20 protein-coding genes are annotated in these 21,927 nt (G+C 72.5%); 10 read left to right on the top strand and 10 right to left on the bottom strand.

Features of this window, described 5'->3' with window-relative positions; all coding sequences use genetic code 11:
* Positions 1-16: 16 nt before the first annotated feature.
* Positions 17-667, top strand: coding sequence for a response regulator transcription factor (locus ACFFF6_RS04605; RefSeq protein ID WP_376978645.1), 651 nt, complete (start codon positions 17-19; stop codon positions 665-667).
* Positions 668-676: 9 nt separating this feature from the next.
* Here the strand turns inward: ACFFF6_RS04605 and ACFFF6_RS04600 are convergent, their stop codons facing one another.
* The 3 genes from ACFFF6_RS04600 to ACFFF6_RS04590 are packed head-to-tail and all read right to left on the bottom strand — an operon-like array spanning position 677 to position 3,477.
* A complete protein-coding gene (locus tag ACFFF6_RS04600) occupies positions 677-1,750 on the bottom strand; it encodes a hypothetical protein (RefSeq protein ID WP_376978642.1) in 1,074 nt (357 codons plus the stop codon).
* Between the two features lie 9 nt (positions 1,751-1,759).
* Positions 1,760-3,109 carry an RNA polymerase sigma factor gene (locus ACFFF6_RS04595; RefSeq protein WP_376978639.1) on the bottom strand — a complete coding sequence of 450 codons (1,350 nt, stop codon included), beginning with the start codon at positions 3,107-3,109 and terminating at the stop codon, positions 1,760-1,762.
* Complete coding sequence (locus ACFFF6_RS04590; protein WP_376978637.1) at positions 3,106-3,477, bottom strand: YciI family protein; 372 nt, start codon at positions 3,475-3,477, stop codon at positions 3,106-3,108. The genes ACFFF6_RS04595 and ACFFF6_RS04590 overlap by 4 nt, the downstream gene beginning before the upstream one ends.
* A gap of 155 nt (positions 3,478-3,632) precedes the next feature.
* Between ACFFF6_RS04590 and ACFFF6_RS04585 the strand changes: the two genes are divergently transcribed.
* The 4 genes from ACFFF6_RS04585 (at position 3,633) to ACFFF6_RS04570 (ending at position 9,830) form a co-directional block, all read left to right on the top strand.
* Entirely contained in the window at positions 3,633-4,694 is a 1,062-nt protein-coding gene (locus tag ACFFF6_RS04585; RefSeq protein WP_376978635.1) for a CobW family GTP-binding protein, read from the top strand.
* Between the two features lie 617 nt (positions 4,695-5,311).
* Complete coding sequence (locus tag ACFFF6_RS04580; RefSeq protein WP_376978634.1) at positions 5,312-5,899, top strand: hypothetical protein; 588 nt, start codon at positions 5,312-5,314, stop codon at positions 5,897-5,899.
* Positions 5,900-6,048: 149 nt separating this feature from the next.
* Positions 6,049-8,421, top strand: coding sequence for a glycoside hydrolase family 3 protein (locus tag ACFFF6_RS04575; RefSeq protein WP_376978632.1), 2,373 nt, complete (start codon positions 6,049-6,051; stop codon positions 8,419-8,421).
* Positions 8,422-9,143: 722 nt separating this feature from the next.
* On the top strand, positions 9,144-9,830 hold the full coding sequence (locus ACFFF6_RS04570; protein WP_376978631.1) for a hypothetical protein: 687 nt from the start codon (positions 9,144-9,146) through the stop codon (positions 9,828-9,830).
* 20 nt (positions 9,831-9,850) lie between these two features.
* Here ACFFF6_RS04570 and ACFFF6_RS04565 read toward each other — a convergent pair whose 3' ends face one another.
* Complete coding sequence (locus ACFFF6_RS04565; RefSeq protein ID WP_376978629.1) at positions 9,851-10,213, bottom strand: iron chaperone; 363 nt, start codon at positions 10,211-10,213, stop codon at positions 9,851-9,853.
* Between the two features lie 186 nt (positions 10,214-10,399).
* Here ACFFF6_RS04565 and ACFFF6_RS04560 point away from each other — a divergent pair, with 186 nt between their 5' ends.
* Positions 10,400-11,968, top strand: coding sequence for a DHA2 family efflux MFS transporter permease subunit (locus tag ACFFF6_RS04560; protein ID WP_376978628.1), 1,569 nt, complete (start codon positions 10,400-10,402; stop codon positions 11,966-11,968).
* 73 nt (positions 11,969-12,041) lie between these two features.
* A complete protein-coding gene (locus ACFFF6_RS04555) occupies positions 12,042-12,845 on the top strand; it encodes an alpha/beta hydrolase (RefSeq protein WP_376978626.1) in 804 nt (267 codons plus the stop codon).
* Between the two features lie 63 nt (positions 12,846-12,908).
* Here ACFFF6_RS04555 and ACFFF6_RS04550 read toward each other — a convergent pair whose 3' ends face one another.
* From ACFFF6_RS04550 to ACFFF6_RS04540, 3 genes are all read right to left on the bottom strand, one after another.
* Positions 12,909-13,898, bottom strand: a complete 990-nt coding sequence (locus ACFFF6_RS04550) for a calcium/sodium antiporter (RefSeq protein ID WP_376978624.1) — start codon at positions 13,896-13,898, stop codon at positions 12,909-12,911.
* A complete protein-coding gene (locus ACFFF6_RS04545) occupies positions 13,898-14,581 on the bottom strand; it encodes a hypothetical protein (protein ID WP_376978621.1) in 684 nt (227 codons plus the stop codon). Before ACFFF6_RS04545 ends, ACFFF6_RS04550 begins: the two co-directional genes overlap by 1 nt.
* Before the next feature lie 122 nt (positions 14,582-14,703).
* Complete coding sequence (locus ACFFF6_RS04540; RefSeq protein WP_376978619.1) at positions 14,704-15,729, bottom strand: LacI family DNA-binding transcriptional regulator; 1,026 nt, start codon at positions 15,727-15,729, stop codon at positions 14,704-14,706.
* Positions 15,730-15,830: 101 nt separating this feature from the next.
* Between ACFFF6_RS04540 and ACFFF6_RS04535 the strand changes: the two genes are divergently transcribed.
* The 3 genes from ACFFF6_RS04535 to ACFFF6_RS04525 are packed head-to-tail and all read left to right on the top strand — an operon-like array spanning position 15,831 to position 19,209.
* Positions 15,831-17,333: an ABC transporter substrate-binding protein gene (locus tag ACFFF6_RS04535; RefSeq protein WP_376978617.1), complete on the top strand. Its 1,503-nt coding sequence runs from the start codon at positions 15,831-15,833 to the stop codon at positions 17,331-17,333.
* Complete coding sequence (locus ACFFF6_RS04530; RefSeq protein ID WP_376978615.1) at positions 17,330-18,301, top strand: carbohydrate ABC transporter permease; 972 nt, start codon at positions 17,330-17,332, stop codon at positions 18,299-18,301. Before ACFFF6_RS04535 ends, ACFFF6_RS04530 begins: the two co-directional genes overlap by 4 nt.
* Complete coding sequence (locus tag ACFFF6_RS04525) at positions 18,301-19,209, top strand: carbohydrate ABC transporter permease (RefSeq protein ID WP_376978613.1); 909 nt, start codon at positions 18,301-18,303, stop codon at positions 19,207-19,209. Before ACFFF6_RS04530 ends, ACFFF6_RS04525 begins: the two co-directional genes overlap by 1 nt.
* A gap of 121 nt (positions 19,210-19,330) precedes the next feature.
* Here ACFFF6_RS04525 and ACFFF6_RS04520 read toward each other — a convergent pair whose 3' ends face one another.
* The 3 genes from ACFFF6_RS04520 to ACFFF6_RS04510 all read right to left on the bottom strand — a co-directional run bounded on the left by ACFFF6_RS04520 (position 19,331) and on the right by ACFFF6_RS04510 (position 21,926).
* A complete protein-coding gene (locus tag ACFFF6_RS04520; protein ID WP_376978611.1) occupies positions 19,331-19,825 on the bottom strand; it encodes a flavodoxin domain-containing protein in 495 nt (164 codons plus the stop codon).
* A gap of 227 nt (positions 19,826-20,052) precedes the next feature.
* Complete coding sequence (locus ACFFF6_RS04515) at positions 20,053-21,054, bottom strand: 4-hydroxythreonine-4-phosphate dehydrogenase PdxA (RefSeq protein WP_376978609.1); 1,002 nt, start codon at positions 21,052-21,054, stop codon at positions 20,053-20,055.
* Between the two features lie 86 nt (positions 21,055-21,140).
* The gene (locus tag ACFFF6_RS04510) at positions 21,141-21,926 is read right to left on the bottom strand and encodes a DeoR/GlpR family DNA-binding transcription regulator (protein WP_376978607.1); all 786 of its coding nucleotides are present in this window, start codon (positions 21,924-21,926) and stop codon (positions 21,141-21,143) included.
* Position 21,927: the final 1 nt, after the last annotated feature.

Genomic DNA, 21,927 nt, shown 5'->3' with positions numbered 1-21,927 from the left:
GGAAGGAGGACGGCCGATGATCCGCGTGCTGATCGTCGACGATCAGGACCTGGTCCGGCTGGGCCTGCGCACCCTGCTCGAGGCGGAGGACGGGTTCGAGGTCGCCGGGGAGGCGGCCGATGGCCTCGCCGCTGTCGGCGAAGCCGTGCGGACGCTCCCGGACGTCGTGCTCATGGACATCCGCATGCCGGGGATCGACGGTCTCGAGGCGACGCGCCGCATCCTCGCGCATCCCGCGCTGTCGGCGACGACGGTGCTGGTCCTGACGACCTTCGAGCGCGACGAGTACGTGTTCGAGGCGCTGCGCGCGGGCGCCGCGGGATTCCTGCTGAAGGACACGCCGCCGGCCCAGCTGCTCGCGGCGATCCGCACCGTCGTCGACGGCGGGGCGCTCCTCGCCCCGAGCGTGACCCGCACCCTCATCGCGGAGTTCGTGGCGGGGCAGCGCCGACCCTCCGCCCCACACCCGCAGCTGGATCAGCTGACGGCGCGGGAGCGGGAGGTCGTGGGTCTGGTCGCCCGCGGGCTGTCGAACCAGGAGATCGCGGAGCAGCTCGTGCTGAGCCCGGCGACCGCGCGTACCCACGTGAGCCGGGCGATGGTGAAGCTCGGTGCCCGGGACCGGGCGCAGCTGGTGGTCTTCGCCTACCAGTCGGGGCTCGCCTGAGGCTCCCGGTCAGCCGCGTCCCCCCAGCAGCCGTCTGAGCCCGCCCAGCAGCCCGCCGCCGTCCGGCTCCTGCTCCTGCTCCTGCGGGAGCACCGTCCCCTCGGGCGCCGCGGGGTCGCCGTCCAGGACGAGCAGCGCCTCGCGCGGGATGCGCAGCGCGTCGAGGACCGCCGCGAGCGGGTCGCCGGGGAGCTCGGTCTCCCGGAACAGGGCGCGCAGCCGCTCCGCGTCGACATCGGGCCCGAGGGCGGCGATCAGCGCCTCGGCCTCCTCCCGGCGGGCTGCGCCGTCGTCGGTCTGCTCGATCCAGCCGGTGTTCCACAGCATCAGCACCGGCACGTCGTCCGGCGTCGCCGCGCTGAGGCCGCAGCCGCTGCCGGCATCGCGGAACAGGGACAGGACCCAGCGGTCCCGCTGGGCGTCCTCGGGGAAGAACAGGTCGGGGCCGATGCCCGGGTCCTCGAGGGAGGCGATCGCGAACCAGCCGGCGTCCAGCGGCGTCACCCGCACCTGGCCCTCCGCGTCGGCGGCCATCCGGCCGATCTCCCGGGCGCGGGCCGCATCGCCGCGGTCCAGGGTGATCTCCCGCGCCTGCACCCGCTCGAGCTCCGGCAGCCCGGGCACCGCGGCGGACAGCGCCGCCACGGCCTCGCCGAGGAGGGCGTCCCCGTCCTCGCCGACTTCGTCCGCGTCCGGGTCCTCGACCTCCTCCGGATCCAGTTCCCGCCGGCACAGATGCTCCTCGAGCGCCTCCCGGACGAGCCCGGCCCCACCGGGCAGGGCCAGGGCGTCAGCGACCGCCTCGGCCGCCCCGATGGGCAGGTGCTCCTCTCCGCCGCCCCAGGCGAAGCGCCGATCGGCTCCGGTGGCACGCACGCGCAGGATCCGCGGGTCCTCCGCGTCACCGAGCAGGATCCGGTCCCATTCCGGGGGCAGCGACGGCTCGGTCCGGATCCAGGCGGCGGTCCAGCCGCTGGGGGAGGTGGGGCCGACGGACCACCCGTCCGCGGGATCGGCGGGGAGGGGGAGGGGCGAGAGGGCGGCCGAGAGCTCGGCCTGCGAGGCCCGGGCGATGAGGAGCATGGGTCGATCCTAGGGGTGCGGGTCGCCCGTCCTCCGCGAGGATGCGGCTGCGAGGCGTCCCGTCGTCCGCGGCTGCACCCCGGCGGCCCCCAGCCGCTCCCGCAGCAGCGCGTCCTCCCCCTCGGCGCCGCGGCAGGCGAGGGCGGTGCGCAGCGCCTGCGCGGCCTCCTCGTGCCGGCCCACGCGCGTGAGGAGCTCGGCACGGATGACGTGGAAGGGCCGATGCTCCGCGAGGTCCGTGGCGAGCTGGTCCACCCCGGCGAGCGCGGAGCCGGGCCCCCGGGCCTCGGCGAGCGCGACCAACCGCGCCAGGCGGACGATGGCGGTGGGCCAGTGCGCGAGGAGCGCGTCGTAGAGCGCGACCACCTCGTCCCAGTCGACGTCCTCGTGACGCTCGGGCACGGCGACGGCCGCGGCGATCGCGCCCTGCAGCAGGTAGGGGCCGCGTCCTCCGGCGGCGAGGGCACGGAGCACCAGGCGGTCCGCCCGGGCGACGAGCTCCCGGTCCCAGCGGGAGCGGTCCTGCTCGGCGAGGGCGACGGGGCGACCGGCGTCGTCGTGCCGCGTGGCGGAGCGGGCCTGCAGCAGGAGGGCCTGGGCGAGGAGTCCGGTGACCTCGGTCTGCCCCGGCACCAGCTCACGGAGGATCTCGAGGATGCGCGCGCCCGCGGCGAGCACCTCCTCGCCGCCGTCGCGCTCCCCGGCCAGCAGCAGGATCGAGACGATGTCGAGGACATCGGACAGGCGGGCGGGGAGCTCCTCGGCATTCGGCACGCGGCAGGGGATGCGCGAGAGCTGGATGCGCTTCTTCGCGCGGGTGAGGCGGGCGGCCATCGTCGGCTCGGGGACGAGGAAGGCCGCCGCGATCTGCGCGGTGCTCAAGCCCCCGACCAGGCGCAGCGTGAGGACGATGCGGGAGGGCGGGTTCAGCGCGGGGTGGGCGGCGAGGAAGATCAGGCGCAGCTGCTCGTCGAGCACGACAGCGTGCTCCTCGTCCGCGAGCCCGGCGGGCGGCGCCGATGGTTCGGGCGGCGGGTCCCACACGAGCAGCGGGAGCTTGCGCCGCAGGGTCTGCGCGCGCCGCATCGCGTCGAGGGCGCGGCGTCGGGCCGTGGTCGTGAGCCAGCCCCCGGGGTTCGCCGGGATCCCCGAGCCGGCCCAGGCGCTGAGGGCCTCGACCATCGCCTCCTGGACGCAGTCCTCGGCGAGGTCAAGGTCGCGGGAGACGGCGAGAGTCGCCGCGAGCACCCTCCCCCAGTGCGCGCGGTGCGCGGCTGCGACCGCCTCCGCAGCGGCGGCCCGGCGGCGGGCGGCGGCCTGCTCCGGGCCGCCGCCCGCCGTGTCCGAGGAGGTTCTCATCCGACCGGATCGCCGTGGGTGCCGGGCGCGTCGTCGGTCGGCATCGGCCGCACCTCCACGCCGCCGCCCTGGTGGATGATCGGGTTGCGACGGGCGACCGCGATCGCGGCGTCGAGGTCGGGGACCTCGATCACGTAGAAGCCGACGATCACCTCGTTGACCTCGACGAACGGTCCGTCGACGATGCTGTCGGCGCGGATCGAGGTGGTCGCGTCATGGTCCTCGAGCGGGCTGGCGAACGTCATCACGCCTGCCTCGAGGAGCTCCCGCGCGTAGGCGTCGTGCTCGGAGAGCTGCGCGGCGAGGGTGTCCGCGTCGAGGGTGGGACGGTCGGCCGGGTGGTACATGAACACGGTGTAGCGGGCCATGGGATCTGCCTCCTCACGGGACGGCGTCTCTCGCCGTCCTCACCATCATGTCGAACGGGAGGCGCTGGATCGACAGGCTTCCCCGAGATCGACCCCCGCCCACTTTTTGCGAACAATTCCCACTAAGCTGGGTCTCGTCCCGTCGGAAGGTTCTCATGCCCGTCTCCCCCTCCGCCCCCGCCGTTCCCGTCATCGCCCTGACCGGCTTCCTCGGCGCCGGGAAGACCACGGTGCTGAACTCCCTGCTGCGCGCTCCGGGCGCGCGGCTCGGCGTCGTCGTCAACGACTTCGGGGCGATCAACGTCGACGCGGCGCTCGTGACCGGGCAGGTCGACGAGGCGGCATCGATCGCGGGCGGATGCCTGTGCTGCCTTCCCGACCACGGCGGCCTGGACGAGGCGCTCGAGACGCTGTCCGACCCTCGGCTGCGGCTGGACGCGATCCTCGTCGAGGCGAGCGGCGCCGCGGAGCCGCTGGCCGTGGCACGGCTGATCCGCTTCACCTCGGCCGGGCGCACCCGACCGGGCGGGGTCATCGAGGTGATCGATGCGATCGAGCATCTGCGGACGGTGGACCCTCCCGGCACCGACGGCCGCCACGGACCACCCCCGCCGCGATACGGCGCGGCCTCGCTCGCGGTCATCACCAAGACCGCCCGGCTCCCCGTGCAGGAGCGGGCGGCCAGGGTCACGACGCTCACCCGGCGCCTCCGGGAGGAGAACTCCGCCCTGCCCGTCCTCGAGGCGCCCCACGGGAGCATCGACCCGGCGCTCGTGCTCGACGTCGCCGGCCCCGAGGACCCCGAGGGCGAGCTCCCGCTCGCCGCCGTGACGCGTGCCGCCCGCGAGGAGGCGCATCCGATCGACCACCAGCATGCACGGGCGGTCACCGTCCCGGCCGCCGGGCCCGTCGACCCGGGGCGAGTGCTGGACCTGTTCGAGGATCCGCCCCACGGGGTGTACCGGATGAAGGGCGTGATCTCGGTGGAGACCGGCCGCACCCGGCGCCGCTTCGTGATGAACCTGGTGGGCCGCCACGCGCACGTGGCGCCGCCGCCCGCCGGGGCCGCCGGAATCGAGGACGGCCTGGTCGCCATCGGCCCCCACCTGGACGCGGACGGGGTCCGCGACCGGCTCCGCGACGCGCTCGCCGCGCCGACGGGGCCGATCGGACGCGGGATGCGGCGCCTGCTGCGGTACCGGCGGCTCAGCGAGTGAGGGACGGCGACGGCGGGCATGCGCTCGCCGGGGACACGGAGGGCTCCCGCCGTCCTGCGTGATCCTTCACCCCTGGGCCGACCGCCCGAGGACCCGCACACCGAGCTCCGCGCGGCCGAAACGACGACTGCTTGACAGACACCTCCCGCCATGACACCCTGGCCGATTGTGACGATCGTCACAATCGGGGATTGTCGCACACACATGGGGCTCTGATGACATCGCTTCGGACACTGATTGCAGCAGCTCTCGATATCGCCTGTCCGACTACAGGCTCTGCCACGGCGTCACCCGCTCTTGCCGAGAATGACGCATACGCATGCGGCCCTCCGGAGAGAGGGATGTGGTTCTGCGGCCCCACGGCTCCTGGCACCTCCAGGGTCAGCGGCTGGAAAAGCTATCAGACATCAGGCGTGAAGTCCGACAAGACCGGGCCGTCGAATGAGATCCAGCTCTGGCTCTACAAGGACTACCCCCCGAACACAAAACGGATATGTGCCGGAAAATCAACCACTGGGATTCTGATCCGAACACTTCCGGCGCGAGTCAGCGGGCACGCCATCTGCCTCAATAAAGGTACGTCGACCAACACCCTGCAATGCTTCTCGTACTGACCCATGCCCAGACCGGAAGCTCTCATCCGCACCGCGGTGACGTTCCTCGCGATCACCTCGCTCACGGCATGCTCCCTCTTCCCAGGGCAATCTGACGATGTCCCGAGCTACCGCGTGCTCGATCTCCCGCGAAGCGACGTGGATTCCCCTCCTCCTGATCTCCTCGACGAGAGCTTCGATGCCGCCCCCGAGAGCTGGCGGGCGGCCTCACTGCGCACCGGCGCACAGGTGTATCTGGGAGGTACCCCCGAGGCGCTGTGCACCATGCTCGTCCTCGGCCCCGAGGACGGAGGTCTCACCGGTTGCGACTATGTTCCAGCCCGCGAGCCGACCTACATGACAGCGCCCACGCAGGACGGCCGCGATGTCGTGGTCTACACGGTTGACGACACCGTGCGTTCCGTCGAGGTCGATGATGTTGTCTGCGTGGCCGCCAACAACGTCGTGCTGTTCGAGGGGTTGGGGGACGGGAACGCGACGGCCACGATTCATCACATGGACGGCACGACCAGCACGGTGGATTTCCCGTCACCCGAGCTGTACGACGAAGCTTCCGCCTCTGACCCGGTCGGCGAGGTCGAATGCCTGTAGAGAGATCGTCGCCGACGTGCCATGCACCGCGCATCTCACGAACGGCGCGGACGTCGAGCGCGGCCGGGGACCCGGGCTCCGTCGACCGGCGCCCGGGCGCAGGAGGAACGGTCGACCGCCTCCACCGCCGCCCCCGATAGGTTGGATGTATGCCGACGACGCACTCCTCCATCGCCACCGCACGCCTCCCTCTTCCCGTGAAGGTCGGCCAGGTCAACCAGCGCCTCAAGGGCTGGGAGGCGGTGCGCTGGGTCGACGGGGCGCCGCAGGTCACGGACGTGCTGCGGGCGGAGGTCGACCGCTTCGGGGGGATCGGCGCGCTGTACGGGGTGCTGCGCGCGGACCCGTGGTCAGAGGTCCGATGGCACACGGGGATCCCGCCGGAGCGCAGCGTCGAGGCGTACGCCGCCGTGCAGGACTGCGTCATGAGCCGTGGCGAAGGGCTGCCCGTGCTGTTCGTGGAGGAGGCGCCGCACGGCCTCATGGCGCTCGGCGGGACGACCCTCCCGGTGAACCTCGCGCTCGGCGCGACCATGGACGCGGACCTCGCCCGGGAGCTCGGCGAGGCGGTCGCCGCGGAGGCCCGCGAACGCGGAACCCATCTGCTGCTGGTCTCCGGTCTGGACGTGCTGCGCGATCCCCGCTGGGGCCGGGCCGAGGAGTGCTTCGGCGAGGACCCGGCGATCGCGGCGATGCTCGTGGAGGCCACCGTGCGCGGCATGCAGGCCGCGGCCCCCGGCGAGCCGATCGACGAGTCCCACGTCGCCGTCGTCGCCAAGCACCTGGCCGGGCAGGGCGCCGGGATCGGCGGGCGCAACGGCTCCGGAGCGCCCATCGGTCGACGCGAGCTGGGCGAGATCCACCTGCGCCCTGCTTTCGCGGCGGCCCGCGCCGGCGTGGCCGGATTCATGTCCGCCTACAACGATGTGGACGGCGTGCCCTGCACCGGCAGTCGCGAGCTGCTCACGGACACGCTGCGGGAGGAGTGGGGCTGGGACGGGATCGTCATGTCCGACGGCGGCGCGATCGACCTGCTCGCCCGCGCGACCGGCGGTCTGCCCGAGGCCGCGGCCCTCGCGCTGTCGGCAGGCGTGGACCTCTCGCTGTGGGACCGCTCCTACACCCTGCTCGAGGACGTGATCGGTGCGGGCCTCGTCCCCGAACCCCTGCTCGACCAGGCCGCCTCCCGTGTCCTCGCCCTCAAGGAGCGTCTGGGCCTGCTCGGCGCGACGTCCGATGCGGCCGGCACCGATCGCACCGCCCCTGCCGACGGCGCCGCGGCGGCCGCGCCGACCTGGCCATCGGACCGCTCCCGGATGACCGTCCACCTCGCGCATGAGGCGGCGCGGCGGGCCGTGGTGGTTCTCTCCGGGGAGGACATCCTGCCGCTGAACGCGCGGAAGGTCGCGGTCGTGGGCCCGAACGCGGACGCGCTGCACAGCCAGCTGGGCGACTATGCCCCACCGCGCCCCGCCGAGGATCCACCGGCGGCGACGGTCCGGGAAGCGCTCGTCGAGCGCCTCGGCGCGCTGCAGGTCTCCTGCGCCCGCGGCAGCGACCTGCGCTCCGCCCTGGTGCCGGTCGAGCTCGACGCCGGCTGGAAGGACGCCGCGGATCCGGTCGCGGAGGTCGCGGCGGCCCTGCCGCTGACGGCCGTCACCGCGCTCGCACAGAATGCGGAGGCGGCGATCGTCGTGCTCGGCGGCACCAGCCGCCGCACCTACGAGGACGAGTTCGCGGACAACGGCGCGGCCGCGGGTCCCGCCGCGGACACGACGAACGGCGAGGGCGTCGACCTTGCGCAGGTCGCCCTGCCCGAGGCCCAGCTCGACGTGGCCCGCGCCGCGAAGGAGGCGGGACGGCCCGTGATCGCGGTCGTGATCGACGGCCGTCCGCGTGTGCTCGCGGATCTGATGGGAATCGCGGACGCGGTCCTGCTCGCGCCCTTCGGCGGTCCCTCCTCGGGGCGGGCGATCGTGGAGGCGCTGTACGGCCCGGCCGACGCCTCCGCGACACCCGTCCGAGGCGTGCTGCCGGTGACGCTGCCCGCGGCCGACGGCGTGTGGCCCGTCGCCCAGGACGAGCGCCTCGACGCAGCCCGCTACACGGACCACCCGCAGGTCCGCGGCCCTCTGCTGGGTACGGGGCTGCCCTCCGGGGTCGGGGTCGCCCTCGTCTCCGCCGCCCCGGCCGAGCTGAGCCGCACGGACCTCGCCGATGGAGCATCCGTGCAGGTCACCGTTCGGATCACGAGCAGCCTCCCCGGGCCGGTGGACGTTCCCGTGATCGTCTTCGGGCGACGGCGCGAGCCGGGGATCGTGCCGCGCACCCGCATGGTCCTCGCCGCCCGCCGCACCGTGGTCGAGCCGGGCGCATCGGAGCTCGTCCTGGATCTCGGCCTGGACGCGCTCGGGTCCTGGGCGAGCGGCTCCCCGCACGCCGTCCCCGCCCAGGTCGAGGTGTGGACGCAGCCCGAGCTGGCCCCGCCCACGGACGCGCACCGGATCCGCGTGACGGCATGAACGGCGAGGGCACCGGCGCACGGACAGGCGGCTGGAGCGGGACTGGCGATCAGGAACGGGACTGGTGTTGGCGATCGGGACAGGCGTTGACGCCAGGCGCAGCCATTGCCCGCGCATGAGGCACACGCACACCGCGTTCACAGGGGTGCCCGCCGATGACACACCGCACGACCCATCAGCCTCATCCCCGGTCAACCTAGCGGCCAGCCAGAACTCGCTGCCCGCGGATATGGCACCGCACCACCCGTGGGCCTCATCCCCGGTCAGCCCGGCGCAGGGACGCCCGGCTGCCCTCGGTCGAGGCACACGCATGACGCGCGGACACCGCTGCCCGCGCATGAGGCACACGTACGTCACGCCGATGCCGCTGCCCCCGGATGACGCAGCGAACGTGCCCCGATGCCTCATCCCCGGTCAGCGCCACGACCAGGCCGAACGGGCTGCCCGCGCATGAGGCACGGGAGCGTCCATCTGCCTCATCCCCGGTCAGCCCGCGGCCCTCCAGAACCCGCTGCCCGCACCCGAGGCACCGCTCCCCGTCCGCCTCATCGCCGGTCGCTCCCCCGCGACTCCACCGCGCTGGGCAGACCCGGCCCCCCGCATGGCGAGGCCGGCCCGTCGGCTCATCCCCGCTGCGCTGGGCAGACCCGGTCCCCGGCATGGCGTGGCCGGCCGGGCCCGTACGATGCTCCTCGCAGGAGCTGTCACCCTCGGGAGGGACCATGGACGCACCGATCACGCGGCGAGCCGTCGCCGCGTTCCTCGCTCTGGGCCTGTCCGCCTGCTCCTCCGGCCCCGGACCCGGGCCCCGGACGACCGATCCGACGACGGGTCCCGGTCCGTCTCCGCAGGCTGGCCCGTCCGCGACTGTCACCGCCCCCTCGGACGGCGGCGGCGACCCGTCCTCCGCGACCTCCGGCGGCGGCGACCCGTCTCCCGCGCCGTACCCCGATGCCTCCGAGATCCCGATCGGCGTGCGGTTCTCCGACCCGGAGACCGGGGACTCCTTCTCCGTCATCTCCGTGCTGCGCCACGCTCCCTCGCGGCTGAGGGCCCGCACGATCGCCGAGGGAGGCGAGGTCCTCTACCTGCAGGTGGAGGCGGTCCCCGGTGACCGGCCGGTCACCGCGATCTACGGCGCGTTCTGGTACGTCCTCGTCGACGGGGCCGAGCACCGCAGCGACATCGGCCTCGAGGCGGAGGTGTCGGAGTCCGGGCGGACTCCGTTCGACGCCGTGGCACAGGACGAGGCGGATCCGGGTGCCCGCTGGGTCCCCTTCCAGCTGCCGCCGCCGCGGCCACGTCGCTGCCGGGGCGCATACGTCCGCCCCGAGCTGAGCCGCGAGGTCGAGGGGAGAACGGTGCTCGTCCCCGAGTTCCGTCACGAGTTCGGCATCCCCGCCGGGTGAGGTTCCCCGAGCGCGCTCGGTCAGCCGGAGCCGGCCTCGATGTGACGCCGGTGCACGGCGACCAGGTCGGCGATGAGGTCATCGGGCAGCGGGTTCGCGAGGGTGAACTGGATCGCGTGCTCGGTGGTCCGGTACCCGCCGAGCCGATCCCGCAGCTCCTCGATCGCGAAGGACGACGGATAGAAGCTCATGTGCTTCTTCGATGCGGTGAGATACACGAGCGCGCGCCCGCGGTACATGAGCGTGGGCATGCCGTAGCTCATCGTCTCCTCGACCTCCGGGACGAGGCGCGCCACCAGATCGCGGATCCGCTCGAGCTCGGCGCGGCGCTCCGGGTCCACGGCGGCGACGTACTCCTGGACCGTCTTCGGCTTCTCGACCATGCCTGCCATCCTAGGGACGCCCGGTCCGTGCGGGCCAGGGCACCGAGGATCCCGCCGCTGCGGCCCGGTGTCCTGATCCTCACTCCGACGGTGCCCGGACGCCTCCGGCAGGCGTAGATTCCGTTCCGGCCGCGCCCGCCCCGACGGGTCCGGCCCGCCCGGATCCGCGCAGCACGAGGGGGCCGCATGTCCACCGCCGATGACACCGTGACCACGCCTGCCACGGCAGGCCGCGACCCGCGCCTGGACCGCCCCTGGCCCGCGCTGTGGTCCATCGTCCTGGGATTCTTCATGATCCTCGTGGACACCACGATCGTGACCGTCGCCCTGCCGCGCATGCAGGAGGACCTCGACACCGACCTCACCTCCCTGCTGTGGGTGACCAGCGCCTACCTGCTCGCCTACGCGGTGCCGCTGCTGATCACGGGAAGGCTGGGCGACCGGCTGGGGATGAAGACCATGTACATGGCGGGGCTCGCGGTCTTCACCCTGTCGAGCCTGTGGTGCGGCCTGTCCGGCAGCGTGGAGATGCTGATCCTCGCGCGGATCGTGCAGGGGCTCGGCGCCGGCATGATGACGCCGCAGACGATGTCGATGATCACCCGGATGTTCTCCCCGGAGAAGCGCGGGCAGGCGATGGCGCTGTGGGGCGCGACCGCCGGCATGGCCACGCTCGTGGGCCCGATCGTCGGCGGGGTGCTCGTGGACGGTCCCGGCTGGGAATGGATCTTCTTCGTGAACCTTCCGGTCGGTGCGATCGGCCTCCTCCTCGCGGCCCGCAACGTGCCGCGCTTCTCCACGCGCGCCCACTCCTTCGACTGGATCGGCGTGGTCCTGTCCGCCGTGGGCCTGTTCCTGCTGGTGTTCGGGATCCAGGAGGGCAACACCTACGACTGGGGCCGGATCACGGACTCGCTGCGCATCGGGCCGGTCCAGACGCACGTCCCGGTCTCCGTGCCGGGCATGATCATCGCGGGCGTGCTGGTCATGGCCCTGTTCGTGCTGTGGCAGGCGGTGAACCGCCGCGAGCCGCTCGTGCCGCTGTCGCTGTTCCGTGACCGGAACTTCTCCGTGGCGAACATCGCGATCGCGATGATGGGTGCGACCGTGCTGACGCTGTCCTTCCCGATCACCCTGTACTTCCAGCGGGTGCTGGGCATGTCTCCGACGCAGGCGGCCCTCATGACGGTGCCGATGGCGCTGGTCTCCGGCGGCCTCGCGCCCGTCGTGGGCGCCTGGATGAATCGGATCGACCCGCGCCTGATGGCCCTCGGCGGCTTCGGCTCGATGGCGGCCGGCCTGTTCTGGCTCTCCCGGATCATGACGCCGGACGCCCCCATCGTCCTGCTCCTGCTGCCCTTCGTGCTCGTGGGCCTCGGCAACGCGCTGATCTGGGGTCCGCTGTCGATGACGGCCACCCGCAACCTGCCGCCGTCGATGGCGGGCGCCGGCTCCGGCGTGTACAACGAGACCCGGCAGATCGGCTCCGTCCTGGGCTCCGCCGCGATCGCGACCGTCATGAACGACCGGATCGCGCAGCGGATCACGGAGACCGTCGGCGACGCAGGCGGCACCGGCATCCCCGCCGGCGAGGGCTCGCAGACGGCGCAGCTGCCGGACGTCCTGCACCCGGCCTTCGCCTCCGCCATGGCCGACTCCCTGCTGCTGCCGGTGGCCCTGTCCCTGGTGGGCCTGGTCGCCGCGCTGTTCATCGGCAAGCCCGTCGACTCCGGGGCCTGGGACGCGGACGACTGAGCGTCAGGGGACCCGGCCAGGAGCGGGGGCGGGCGCCCAGCTCGCCTGACCGGCGCTCCGCTACCGTGGGCCCATGAGCCGTCCCCGCACCGCGCGCCGCTGGATCCTGCGGGTCCTCCTCGCGCTCGCCTCCCTGGTCGCCGTCCTCGCCCTGGTCGCCGGGATCGGCTTCGTGACCTGGGCGAAGCTCGGGGTGATGGGAGCGGAGACGGAGCCGTGGGAGGCCGTGCGCGGCGATCCCGGGATCCTCGTCGAGGAGGACGCGACCACGCTCGTGCTGCGGCCGGGCGATGCGACGGCGAGCACCCCCGAGGGCACCGGCATCCCGGCGGAGTCGACCCTGGGCCTGGTGTTCTTCCCGGGCGCGAAGGTGGACGCCGAGGCCTACGCCGCCCGCCTCTCCCACCTGGTCACGGAGCAGGACGTGACCGTCGTGATCGTGAAGCCGCTCCTGCACCTCGCCCTGCTCGATCCGCGCGGCCTGGACGCCTTCACGGGTACCTCCCCCGCGGTGACGAGCTGGATGGTGGGCGGGCACTCGATGGGCGGCGTGCGCGCCTGCGCCCTCGCACCCGATGCCTCCGCGCTCCTCCTGTTCGCGTCCTACTGCGCGGACGATATCTCCGCGAGCGACGTCCCGGTGCTCAGCCTCGCCGGCAGCGAGGACGAGCTCTCGACACCTGCGAAGATCCAGGGCGCCCGCCACCTCCTCCCGGCCGATGCGCAGATGGTGGAGATCGCCGGCGCGAGCCACGCCAGCTTCGGCGACTACGGGCCCCAGGAGGGCGACGGCACCCCGACCATCGACGACGGCACGATGGACGCCGAGGTCACCGGACGGATCGCGGAACTCGTCGCCGAGGCGGGGCTGGGCTGAGAGGCCCGCGCCGGGCGTCCTGGAGGTCCGCGCCGAGCACCCGGGCCGCCGCATCGGCCCGGGTCAGATCCGGGTGGCCAGCAGCCAGCCCAGGTACAGCAGATATGCGAGGACCAGCAGCGCGCCCTCGAGGCGGCCCAGCCGGCGGTGCGTGCGGAACAGGGGGACGAGGGCGGCGGCTGCGACGGCCATGATCAGCAGGTCCCCGGCGATCAGTTCCTCGGGGACGACCACCGCGCCCGGTGCGAGGATGACGGTGGGCCCCAGCACCAGCAGGATGTTGAACACGCTCGAGCCCAGCAGGTTGCCGAGCGCGAGGTCGCGGGCGCCGCGCAGGGAGGACACGACGGTGGTGACGAGCTCCGGGGCGGAGGTGCCGACGGCGACGATGGTCAGGCCGATGACCGCCTCGTCGAGGCCGGCGCTGCGTGCGAGGCCCGAGGCTCCGTCGACGAGGAGCTCCGCGCCGAGCAGCACCACCGCGAGACCGATGACGAGCACCACGATCCGCCGCGGCAGCGATGCGGCGGCGCCCGCGGGCGAGGACTGCGCAGCAGGCGCGGCCGGGGAGTCCCCGGGCGGGGCGGCCAGAGCCTCCGCGCCGGCCCGGCTCGTCCCGGCGAGGATCGTCGCGACCAGGTAGCCGAGCCCGCACAGCGTCAGCACGACCCCGTCGACGGTCGTGAGCGTGCCATCGGCCGCGAGGACGACCAGCAGGACGCCCGTGGCGACGATGATCGGCAGATCGATGCGCAGCGTGCGCGGCTCGAGGACGATCGCGCTGATCAGAGCGCTGATGCCGAGGATGAGAAGGAGGTTCACGAGATTGGTGCCGACGATGTTGCCGACGCCGAGCTCCGCGGCGCCCTGCTGGGCGGAGCGGATGCCGACGGCGAGCTCGGGGAGGCTGGTCGCGAGCGCGATCACGGTCATGCCGATCAGCATCGGGGACACGCCGAGCCGGGCCGCGATCGCGCTCCCCTGCCGGACGACCACCTCGGAGCCCAGGACCAGCAGCACGAGCCCGCTCAGGAGCGGGAGCAGGGGCGCCATCAGCGCGTCCCCGCCCGCCCGCGCCCGCCCAGCCAGTCCAGCGCCCGGCGCATGCCGCGGCCCGGGCGTCCCAGCCGGTCCAGCGACCGGGTCACGCGCCATTCCCCGGTGGCCGGCTCGGGCCGGCGTCGGCGCTCTCGCTGCAGCTCCCATTCGCCCAGCCGCGCGCTCAGCTGGGTGACGGAGTCCTCGAGGCCGATGATCTGCTCGGACTCGCGCAGCAGCAGCGTGACGCGCTCGCGCAGCTCCTGGTCGGCGAGGCGCGCGAGCGGGGCGCGGCCCAGCCAGCGACCCCACCAGATCGCGCCGAGGCTCAGCAGGGTGCTCGCCCCGCCGAGGATGCTCGTGGGCACGAGCGGCACGAGCACGGCGAGAGCACCGGCGAGGGTCGCGGACCAGGCGGCGATGCGGCCGGCCCGATCCAGCAGGCGCAGGGTGTGCGGGACCGCCCGGACGCTGTCGACGGCGATCGCGAGGACATGGGCGAGGCTCGTGACGGCGGCACCGAGGATGACGATGGTCAGGCGCTGCTCCTGGATCCCGGCCGCCGCGCCGAGGACGATGACCCGCACGAGCATGCCGATCGCCGCGCCCAGCACGGTCGCGGCGAGGGCGGTCAGCAGCACGGTGCGCCGCCAGTCGGGGTAGCGGCCGTCGGCGGTGCGGCGGGGCGGAGGGATCACGGGGCTGTTCCCGCAGCGGTGGTCACCCTGCTACGGTACGGCCCCGGCGGTCGGCTGCTGCGCAGGTCGGGGCCGAGGGCCCGTGGGTCGCGCACGGCCCCGGGGATCCGCCGGTGGGCCGCTCAGCTGCTGCCGCGCCGCACCAGGCGGCTGGTCGTGCCCTGGACGTCCTCGCGCGCGTCCGTCTCCAGCAGCGCGAGCACGGCGCGTCCGGCGGTCGCACCGTAGGCGAAGGCGTCGCGATCGATCGCCGTGAGTCCGGGCTCGGTGATCTCGCACAGCGGCGAGTTGTCCAGGGTGAGGAGCGCGATGTCCTCGGGGACGCGCAGGCCCATGCCGCGCAGGGCGCGCAGCGCCTCGGCCGCGCGCAGCGAGCTGTCGAACTGCAGCGCGGTCGGGGCCGGGTCGGAGGCGAGCAGCTCCTGCAGCTGCCGGGCCGCGGCATCGGCCCCGACGACCGAGGGGATCATGGCGGCGATGCCGATCCCCGCCTGCTGCGCGGCGCGGGCGAAGGCGGCCGAGCGGACGCGGCCGTGGCGCAGGTGCTCGCCCTCGTGGATCCGCGCCGCCGTCCGATGCCCCTGTGCGGCGAGGTGCTCGATGCTCAGCCGCATCGCGACCTCGTCGTCGGTCCAGACGCTCGGCAGGTCCGCGAGCCCGCGGACGTCGCCGACGACGACCGCGGGGACATCGAGCTCGGCGAGCAGGGGCAGGCGCGGGTCCTCGGCCATCACATCGGTGATGACCAGGGCGTCCACGCGTCCCTGAGAGGCCCAGTCGCGGTAGGTGCGGATCTCCGCCTCGACGTCGCGGACCGTGCGCAGGGCGATGGCCTCCTCGCGACTCGTGAACGGCTGGTTGAGACCGTCGATGAATCGCAGCATGAAGTCGCTGATCTGCACCGCGTCGGCAGGGTCGCGCCGCAGCACGAGGCCGATCATCTGCGAGCGACGGGACTGCAGGGAGCGGGCGGCGTGGTTGGCCGTCCAGCCCATCTCCCGCGCGGTGCGGAGGATCCGCTCGCGCGTCGCCTCGCTGACTCCCGGCTTGCCGTTGAGCGCGCAGGACACCGAGGCGATCGAGAGTTCCAGCTCCCGGGCGATGTCGACGATCGTGGTGCGCCGGGGGCGGTGGGGCCGTGACGGCATCGGATCTCCTCGCTCCCGGCGCTTGCGCGGACGTGCGCCGCATGCCTAGGGTGACATAGCCTAAACGTTTAGGCGAGCGATTGCGAGGAAGGAATCCGCTCATGACCACCCCTGCTCCTCTCCCCCTGTCCCTCACCCGCCGGAGCCTTCTGCTGGGAACCGGAGGCCTGTCGCTCGGAGCTCTCGCGGCCTGCCGGGCCCCGGCCGATCCCGCCGCCGCGGGCTCCGGCGGCTCCGGCTCCGGCGCCGTCACCTATTGGGACGTCTGGCAGTCCCAGACCCCGTACATCGAGAACGAGATCGCCCTCTTCCAGGAGGCGACCGGGATCCAGGTCCAGCGCACCCAGCAGCAGACCGGCGCCTACAAGGACCTCATCACCCTGGGCGCCCGCAGCGGCGACCTGCCCGACGTCCGCCACGTCAGCTCCGAGCCGCCCATGAACGAGCAGGTCAAGAACGGCTGGCTCACCCCGCTGAACGACCACGTCGACGAGGAGTGGATCCGCTCCTTCCCGCCGTACACGTTCGTCGAGGGCTCCAACATGTTCGACGGGAAGATCTACACGGCCCCGTTCGTCGCGAACACGACACCGGCCATGTTCCTGTTCATCAACGACCAGGTCTTCCGCGACGCCGGTCTGGTCGACGGAGAGGGGAAGGCGCTCATCCCCCGCACCTGGGACGAGGTCACGCAGTACGCGAGGACCATCACCGAGAAGGGCGGAGGGGAGGTCTTCGGGCTCGGCTTCGGCAACTCCGCCTTCGACCTGCTCAGCTGGTGGGCCTCCGTGTTCTGCCAGGCCGAGGCCCCGCACGGCGGCTTCTCGATGGACCTGCGCACCGGCAGCTACGCCATGGGCAGCGACCCGCTGGCCGGCGACTTCCTGGAGATGCTGGTGGGCTGGAAGGACGCGGGGTACGTCTTCCCCTCCTCGATGTCGATCGACGACGAGACCGCGCGCGTCTACTTCGCCAAGGGCGACTTCGGCATGACCGTCGGCGGGAACTGGAACCAGCCCGGCTGGGCGGAGGACGGCTTCACGGACTACTCGTGGACCACGCTCATCGGCCGCGAGGAGAAGCCCAAGGCGTTCTTCTACTCCGCCCCGGGCGGGGACTCATGGGCCCTGACCTCCGCACTGAAGAACACCGAGGGCGCCGTGGAGTGGCTGAGGTGGCTCCTGGGCCCCGAGGCCGGGAAGCGGTGGACGCAGGAGTTCAACCTGGGCCTGTCGATCCATCCGGAATCGGTGGACGTCGACGCGATCGAGGACCGGAACTTCCGCGACTACCTCGTCGCCGCCGAGGGGAAGCAGATCCCGGGTCCCCAGCCGCACATCCGCAACCCGGACGCGGTCAAGGTGGTGCCCGATCCCGTGAGCCCCGGCCCCGGCGACGTGATCGCCGGCGTGTACACGGGGCAGCTGAGCGACATCCGCGGCGCCCTCGCGGACCTCGAGGAGCGCATGAACGAGAACCATCGCGCGGCGATCGATGCCGCCGTCGCGGAGGGCGCGCAGGTCTCCGCGGAGGACTGGGTGTTCGAGGACTGGGATCCGATGGTGCCCTACGCGTACGACATCCCGGAGTACCCGACGCTATGACCACCGACGCCGCCCCCGGCACGAGCCGGACGCGGGCCGAGACCAGGACCCTGGAGACGGCCGGCCGCCGCCGCGGCACCGGCTGGTCGCCCCTGTGGTCCTATCTCTACCTGTCCCCGTTCATCATCCTGGTCGCGCTGTTCACGATCTATCCGACGATCGCCTCCCTCGGCTACGCCTTCATCCGCTGGGACGGGCTGAGCGCCCCCAGCGGCTTCGTGGGCCTGGAGAACTTCCGCACCATCATCGGCGACCCGTTCTTCTGGACGTCGCTGAGGAACTCGCTGTGGTACACCGCGGTCCTGGTCCCCGTGCAGCTGTTCATCGCGCTGACGCTGGCGCTGGTCCTGAACCAGGGGACGATGCGGTTCACCTCGGTGTACCGCTCGATGTTCTTCCTGCCCGCGGTCATGTCCCCCGCGATCCTCGCGGTCATCTTCCGCCTGCTCATCGCCTCGATGCAGAAGGATTGGCTGGGCGATCCCGACGTGGTCATGTGGGTCATCATCGTGATCGGGATCTGGCAGACCCTGGGCTACAACCTCATCTACTTCCTCGCCGGGCTGCAGACCATCCCGAAGGAGCTGTACGAGGCGGCGGAGGTCGACGGCGCCGGATGGTGGGCGTCGCTGCGGCACATCACCCTGCCGGGGCTGCGCTCGATCGCGATCATCATCCTGCTCATGGCGATCCTGGGGTCGCTGAACGTCTTCGACCTGGTCATGGTGCTCACGGGCGGCGGCCCCTACTTCGCCTCGAGCGTCGTGAACACGTACATCTACCAGCTCGCCTTCGGCAACTTCTACGGAGGCGGCGGGGCCTCGAGCTCGGTCGCACAGAACATCGGCCTCGCCTCGGCGGGGTCCGTGTTCTACGGGTTCATGCTGCTGGGGGTCACCGTCGTCCAGTACGTGCTGCTGGCCCGGATCAAGAAGCGCGGCGCACCCGCGATCGCGGAGGAGTCCTGATGGTCGCCGTCGATGCCACCTCCCCGTCCCTGTCCCCGGCTCGCGCCGCGACCGTCGGGGCGACGCCTCGCCGGCGTCGTCACCGCCCGCGCCGCATCCTCGCGCATCTCCTGATCCTCACGCTGGGGCTGTCCTGGATGTACCCGTTGATCTGGGCGTTCACGAGCGCGTTCAAGTCGAAGATCGGCATGTTCGAGGACGGCCCCTCGATCCTGTTCTCGCAGCCTCCGGTGCTGGGGAACTTCGCGCAGGCGTGGTCCGGGGCCGATTTCGGGCAGTACTTCTTCAACAGCGTGTTCATCGCGTTCTTCAGCGTCCTGGGAACCGTCCTGTTCACCGCGATGGCCGGGTATGCGCTCGCGCGCACCGCCTTCCCCGGACGGAGGATCATCATGGTCGTTGTCGCCGTGATGCTGTTCCTGCCGCGCGGCTACACGCTGATCCCCGTCTACGACCTGGTGTACCAGCTGTATCTGCTGAACACGCTGTGGGCGGTGATCGTCGTGCAGGTCGCGGGCGGGATGATCTTCTCGACGTTCCTGTTCATGGGCTTCTTCATGACCGCGAACAAGGAGATGGAGGAGGCTGCCCGGGTGGACGGGGCGAGCTTCAACCAGACGTTCTTCCGGGTCATGCTCCCCACGGCGCGGCCGATGATCGCGACCGTGGGCCTGTTCGCGTTCATCGGCTCCTGGAACGACTTCATCATCCCGCTCGTGCTGACCCTGGGCCGGCCGGACCTGCGCACCGTCCCGGTGGGCATGGCCTCGCTGATCGGCGGCGCGGAGGGCACGAACTGGCCGGTGCTGTGCGCCGCGAGCGTGATCTCGCTGCTGCCGATCGTGATCGTCTTCCTCGTCGCCCAGCGCCACATCGTCGACGCCTTCGCCGGGGCGGTCAAAGGCTGATCGTCTCCGCTCCGGCCGGAGGGAGGGCGAGGCACGAGCGCTCCCGGCGGCCTCTCGCGCAGGAGGAGCGCCCGGGGGTCCTCCGCGCACCGGATGCGCCCCGGTTCCGGCTGGGCCGCTCTCACGCACCGAGCAGCGGCGCGACCTCCCGGGTCCAGGCGGCGACGGCGTCGAGGTCGCGGAAGTCGCCGGTCGGCGTGCGCAGGGAGCGCAGCAGCACCCGCTCGTGCACGGGGATGCGGTCCATGAGCACCCAGCCGGGGAAGTTGCGCACCGCGACGGGGGTGAACGCGGCCTCGCGCAGGAACGCGTCGGTCGCCTTCTGGCGGCCCTGCTTCGCGGGGTCGGCGGCGGAGCCGGAGCAGGAGAACAGGGCGACCGGCCGCTGCGCGAGTTCCTGCGCATGGGCTGCGGTCCACTGCAGGAAGGGCTTCTCGTAGGACTCCACCCGGATCGCGGAGCCGATGATCGCGGCGTCGGCCTCGGCCGGGACCGGATCCTCGCGCACATCGGTCAGCACGACGTCATGACCGAGGTCCCCGAGGATCCGGTCCATCTGCTCGGCGAGCGTGAGGGTCGCTCCGGAATGGGTGGCATAGGCGATGAGGACGCGCATGCGCCCAGCATGGCAGAGTCGGCCGCGAAGACGCGGGGCGAAGGTCCCTCCCCGCGCGCGACGGGAGCGGACGGTCGTCCAGCGGCGCCTCGCGTGCACAGGGACGGGTGAGGCGCCGCCAGGAGCCCGTCTGCTCCCGGCCAGGACGGGCCCCGGCCTGCCGGGGCTGCAGGCTGGCGTACCAACCCCCACCCCGGCGCGCAGGACCGGCTCCAACCTGCCGAGGCTCAGCCCTGCTCGCGCGCGGCGGCCGTCCTCGATCCCAGGTCGACGGCGATCTCGAAGGCGCGCTGGCTGGGGCCGATGAGCGCCTTGTTCTGGCCGACGATCTCGTAGGCGGTGCCGTGCGCGGGAGTCGCGATCGGCACTGGGAGCCCGCCCTGGACGGTGACGCCCTGATCGAAGCCCATGAGCTTCATGGCGATCTGCCCCTGGTCGTGGTACATCGTCACGACGCCGTCGAACTCTCCGGCCCGGGCCTTGATGAAGACGGTGTCGCTCGGGAAGGGGCCGCTGACCTGCACGCCGTCGACCTCGCGGGCCAGGTCGACGCCGGGGGCGATGTGGTCGATCTCCTCGCGTCCGAACTGTCCGTTCTCCCCCGCGTGCGGGTTCAGCGCCGCCACGGCGATCCGGGGGCTCGCGACGCCGGTCCCCTGGACGACCTCGTGCAGCAGGACGATCGCGTCGCGGACGGCTCGGGCCGAGATCCCCTCCGACACCTCGGAGATCGGGACGTGAGAGGTCACGCGCGAGGTGGTCAGCCCCGGGGCGAAGTTCAGCTCGCTGGTGAAGCCGTCGAAGCCGAGCTCCTTCGCGAACCAGCGCAGCTCGTCCTCCTCGTGCATTCCGGCGAGGTGCAGCGAGGTCTTGTTCAGCGGGAGGAACATGATCGCGTCGGCCTCGCCGTCCGCGTACATGCTCAGCGCCTGCTGGAGGTCCGCCAGCACGCGCTCCCCCGCCTGGACCGAGGTGCGTCGCGGCGGGACCTCGACGTCCTGGAGCGCGGAGCCGACCAGGTGGACGTGCCCGGTCCCGGGCTCGTCCCCGACGGGGATCGAGACGCCGAGCGCTTCCGCAGCCCGGTCGAGCTCGGCCCGGGAGACGAGCGCCGAGATCCGGGCGCGGGAGAGGTTCTCCGGATCGGAGAGCAGGCGGGCGCCGAGCTCCGGGCCGATGCCGGAGTGGTCGCCGAAGGTGAGGGCGATGCGGGGTGCCGTGGTGGACATGCGATCTCCTGGGGGTGGCGGGCGCTGCTCCGGGACGGGCGGCGCGGGAACGGGTTCAACGGGAGGGTCTGCGCGGGGGCCGCGGCTCAGGGGATGGGTGCCCGGACGAGCTCGCAGCCGGTGGCGAGGACGAGGTCCGCGTCCTCCGCCTCGAGGGCGTCGTCGGTGATGATCGTGTCGAGCTCGCGGAGGTGGGCGACGCGATGCTTGGCGAAGCTTCCGTACTTCGAGCTGTCGGCGAGGAGGATGCTGCGAGCGGCGACGGCCATCGCCGTGCGCTTGGGGTCGATCTTGGCCTCGATCGGCGTGGTCAGCCCGTGGCGGGCGTCCCAGGAGCTGCAGGAGATGAAGGCGCAGTCCAGGGACAGCTCCGAGAGGGCGAGGGCGGCGAGGCGGCCGATCGTGGAGTGGTTGGCGCGGTCGACCCGTCCGCCGATCATGATGAGCTCGACGCCGGGATGGTCGAGGAACGCCGTCGCCGTGCTGAGGTCGTTGGTGACGACCGTGAGGTCCTGGCGCTGGCGGAGGGCCGGGGCCATGAGGGCGATGGTCGTGCCGGCGTCGAGGTACACCGCCATGGAGTCCTCGACGAGCTCCACCGCCGCGGCGACGATGGCGCTCTTCTCGGGGGCGTGGGCCGCGGACTTCTCCCCGCGGGGGAGCTCGACCCCCATGCTGTGCACGGCCGCGATCCCGCCCTGGGTCAGCCGCACCCTTCCGTGCTCCGCGAGCGTCGCGGCGTCGCGGCGGATCGTCATGTGGCTGACGCCGATGGCCTGGGCGAGCTCGTGGTAGCTCTTGACGGGCTCGCTGCGCAGCAGGTCGAGGATCTGGCGGCGACGCTGCTCGGGGATCAGGTTCGGGCTGCTCATG

Origin of the sequence: Brachybacterium hainanense (assembly GCF_042434575.1) — a bacterium.
Lineage (GTDB): Bacteria > Actinomycetota > Actinomycetes > Actinomycetales > Dermabacteraceae > Brachybacterium > Brachybacterium hainanense.
Note: the sequence above shows the minus strand (reverse complement) of the source record. Positions and strands in the feature narration are given on the sequence as shown.

What these genes read in the sequence shown, in the direction of transcription:
- ACFFF6_RS04605 (WP_376978645.1), top strand. Translation starts at nt 17, where the DNA reads ATGATCCGCGTGCTGATCGTCGACGATCAGGACCTGGTCCGGCTGGGC.
- ACFFF6_RS04600 (WP_376978642.1), bottom strand. Translation starts at nt 1,750, where the DNA reads ATGCTCCTCATCGCCCGGGCCTCGCAGGCCGAGCTCTCGGCCGCCCTC.
- ACFFF6_RS04595 (WP_376978639.1), bottom strand. Translation starts at nt 3,109, where the DNA reads ATGAGAACCTCCTCGGACACGGCGGGCGGCGGCCCGGAGCAGGCCGCC.
- ACFFF6_RS04590 (WP_376978637.1), bottom strand. Translation starts at nt 3,477, where the DNA reads ATGGCCCGCTACACCGTGTTCATGTACCACCCGGCCGACCGTCCCACC.
- ACFFF6_RS04585 (WP_376978635.1), top strand. Translation starts at nt 3,633, where the DNA reads ATGCCCGTCTCCCCCTCCGCCCCCGCCGTTCCCGTCATCGCCCTGACC.
- ACFFF6_RS04580 (WP_376978634.1), top strand. Translation starts at nt 5,312, where the DNA reads ATGCCCAGACCGGAAGCTCTCATCCGCACCGCGGTGACGTTCCTCGCG.
- ACFFF6_RS04575 (WP_376978632.1), top strand. Translation starts at nt 6,049, where the DNA reads ATGCCGACGACGCACTCCTCCATCGCCACCGCACGCCTCCCTCTTCCC.
- ACFFF6_RS04570 (WP_376978631.1), top strand. Translation starts at nt 9,144, where the DNA reads ATGGACGCACCGATCACGCGGCGAGCCGTCGCCGCGTTCCTCGCTCTG.
- ACFFF6_RS04565 (WP_376978629.1), bottom strand. Translation starts at nt 10,213, where the DNA reads ATGGTCGAGAAGCCGAAGACGGTCCAGGAGTACGTCGCCGCCGTGGAC.
- ACFFF6_RS04560 (WP_376978628.1), top strand. Translation starts at nt 10,400, where the DNA reads ATGTCCACCGCCGATGACACCGTGACCACGCCTGCCACGGCAGGCCGC.
- ACFFF6_RS04555 (WP_376978626.1), top strand. Translation starts at nt 12,042, where the DNA reads ATGAGCCGTCCCCGCACCGCGCGCCGCTGGATCCTGCGGGTCCTCCTC.
- ACFFF6_RS04550 (WP_376978624.1), bottom strand. Translation starts at nt 13,898, where the DNA reads ATGGCGCCCCTGCTCCCGCTCCTGAGCGGGCTCGTGCTGCTGGTCCTG.
- ACFFF6_RS04540 (WP_376978619.1), bottom strand. Translation starts at nt 15,729, where the DNA reads ATGCCGTCACGGCCCCACCGCCCCCGGCGCACCACGATCGTCGACATC.
- ACFFF6_RS04535 (WP_376978617.1), top strand. Translation starts at nt 15,831, where the DNA reads ATGACCACCCCTGCTCCTCTCCCCCTGTCCCTCACCCGCCGGAGCCTT.
- ACFFF6_RS04530 (WP_376978615.1), top strand. Translation starts at nt 17,330, where the DNA reads ATGACCACCGACGCCGCCCCCGGCACGAGCCGGACGCGGGCCGAGACC.
- ACFFF6_RS04525 (WP_376978613.1), top strand. Translation starts at nt 18,301, where the DNA reads ATGGTCGCCGTCGATGCCACCTCCCCGTCCCTGTCCCCGGCTCGCGCC.
- ACFFF6_RS04520 (WP_376978611.1), bottom strand. Translation starts at nt 19,825, where the DNA reads ATGCGCGTCCTCATCGCCTATGCCACCCATTCCGGAGCGACCCTCACG.
- ACFFF6_RS04515 (WP_376978609.1), bottom strand. Translation starts at nt 21,054, where the DNA reads ATGTCCACCACGGCACCCCGCATCGCCCTCACCTTCGGCGACCACTCC.
- ACFFF6_RS04510 (WP_376978607.1), bottom strand. Translation starts at nt 21,926, where the DNA reads ATGAGCAGCCCGAACCTGATCCCCGAGCAGCGTCGCCGCCAGATCCTC.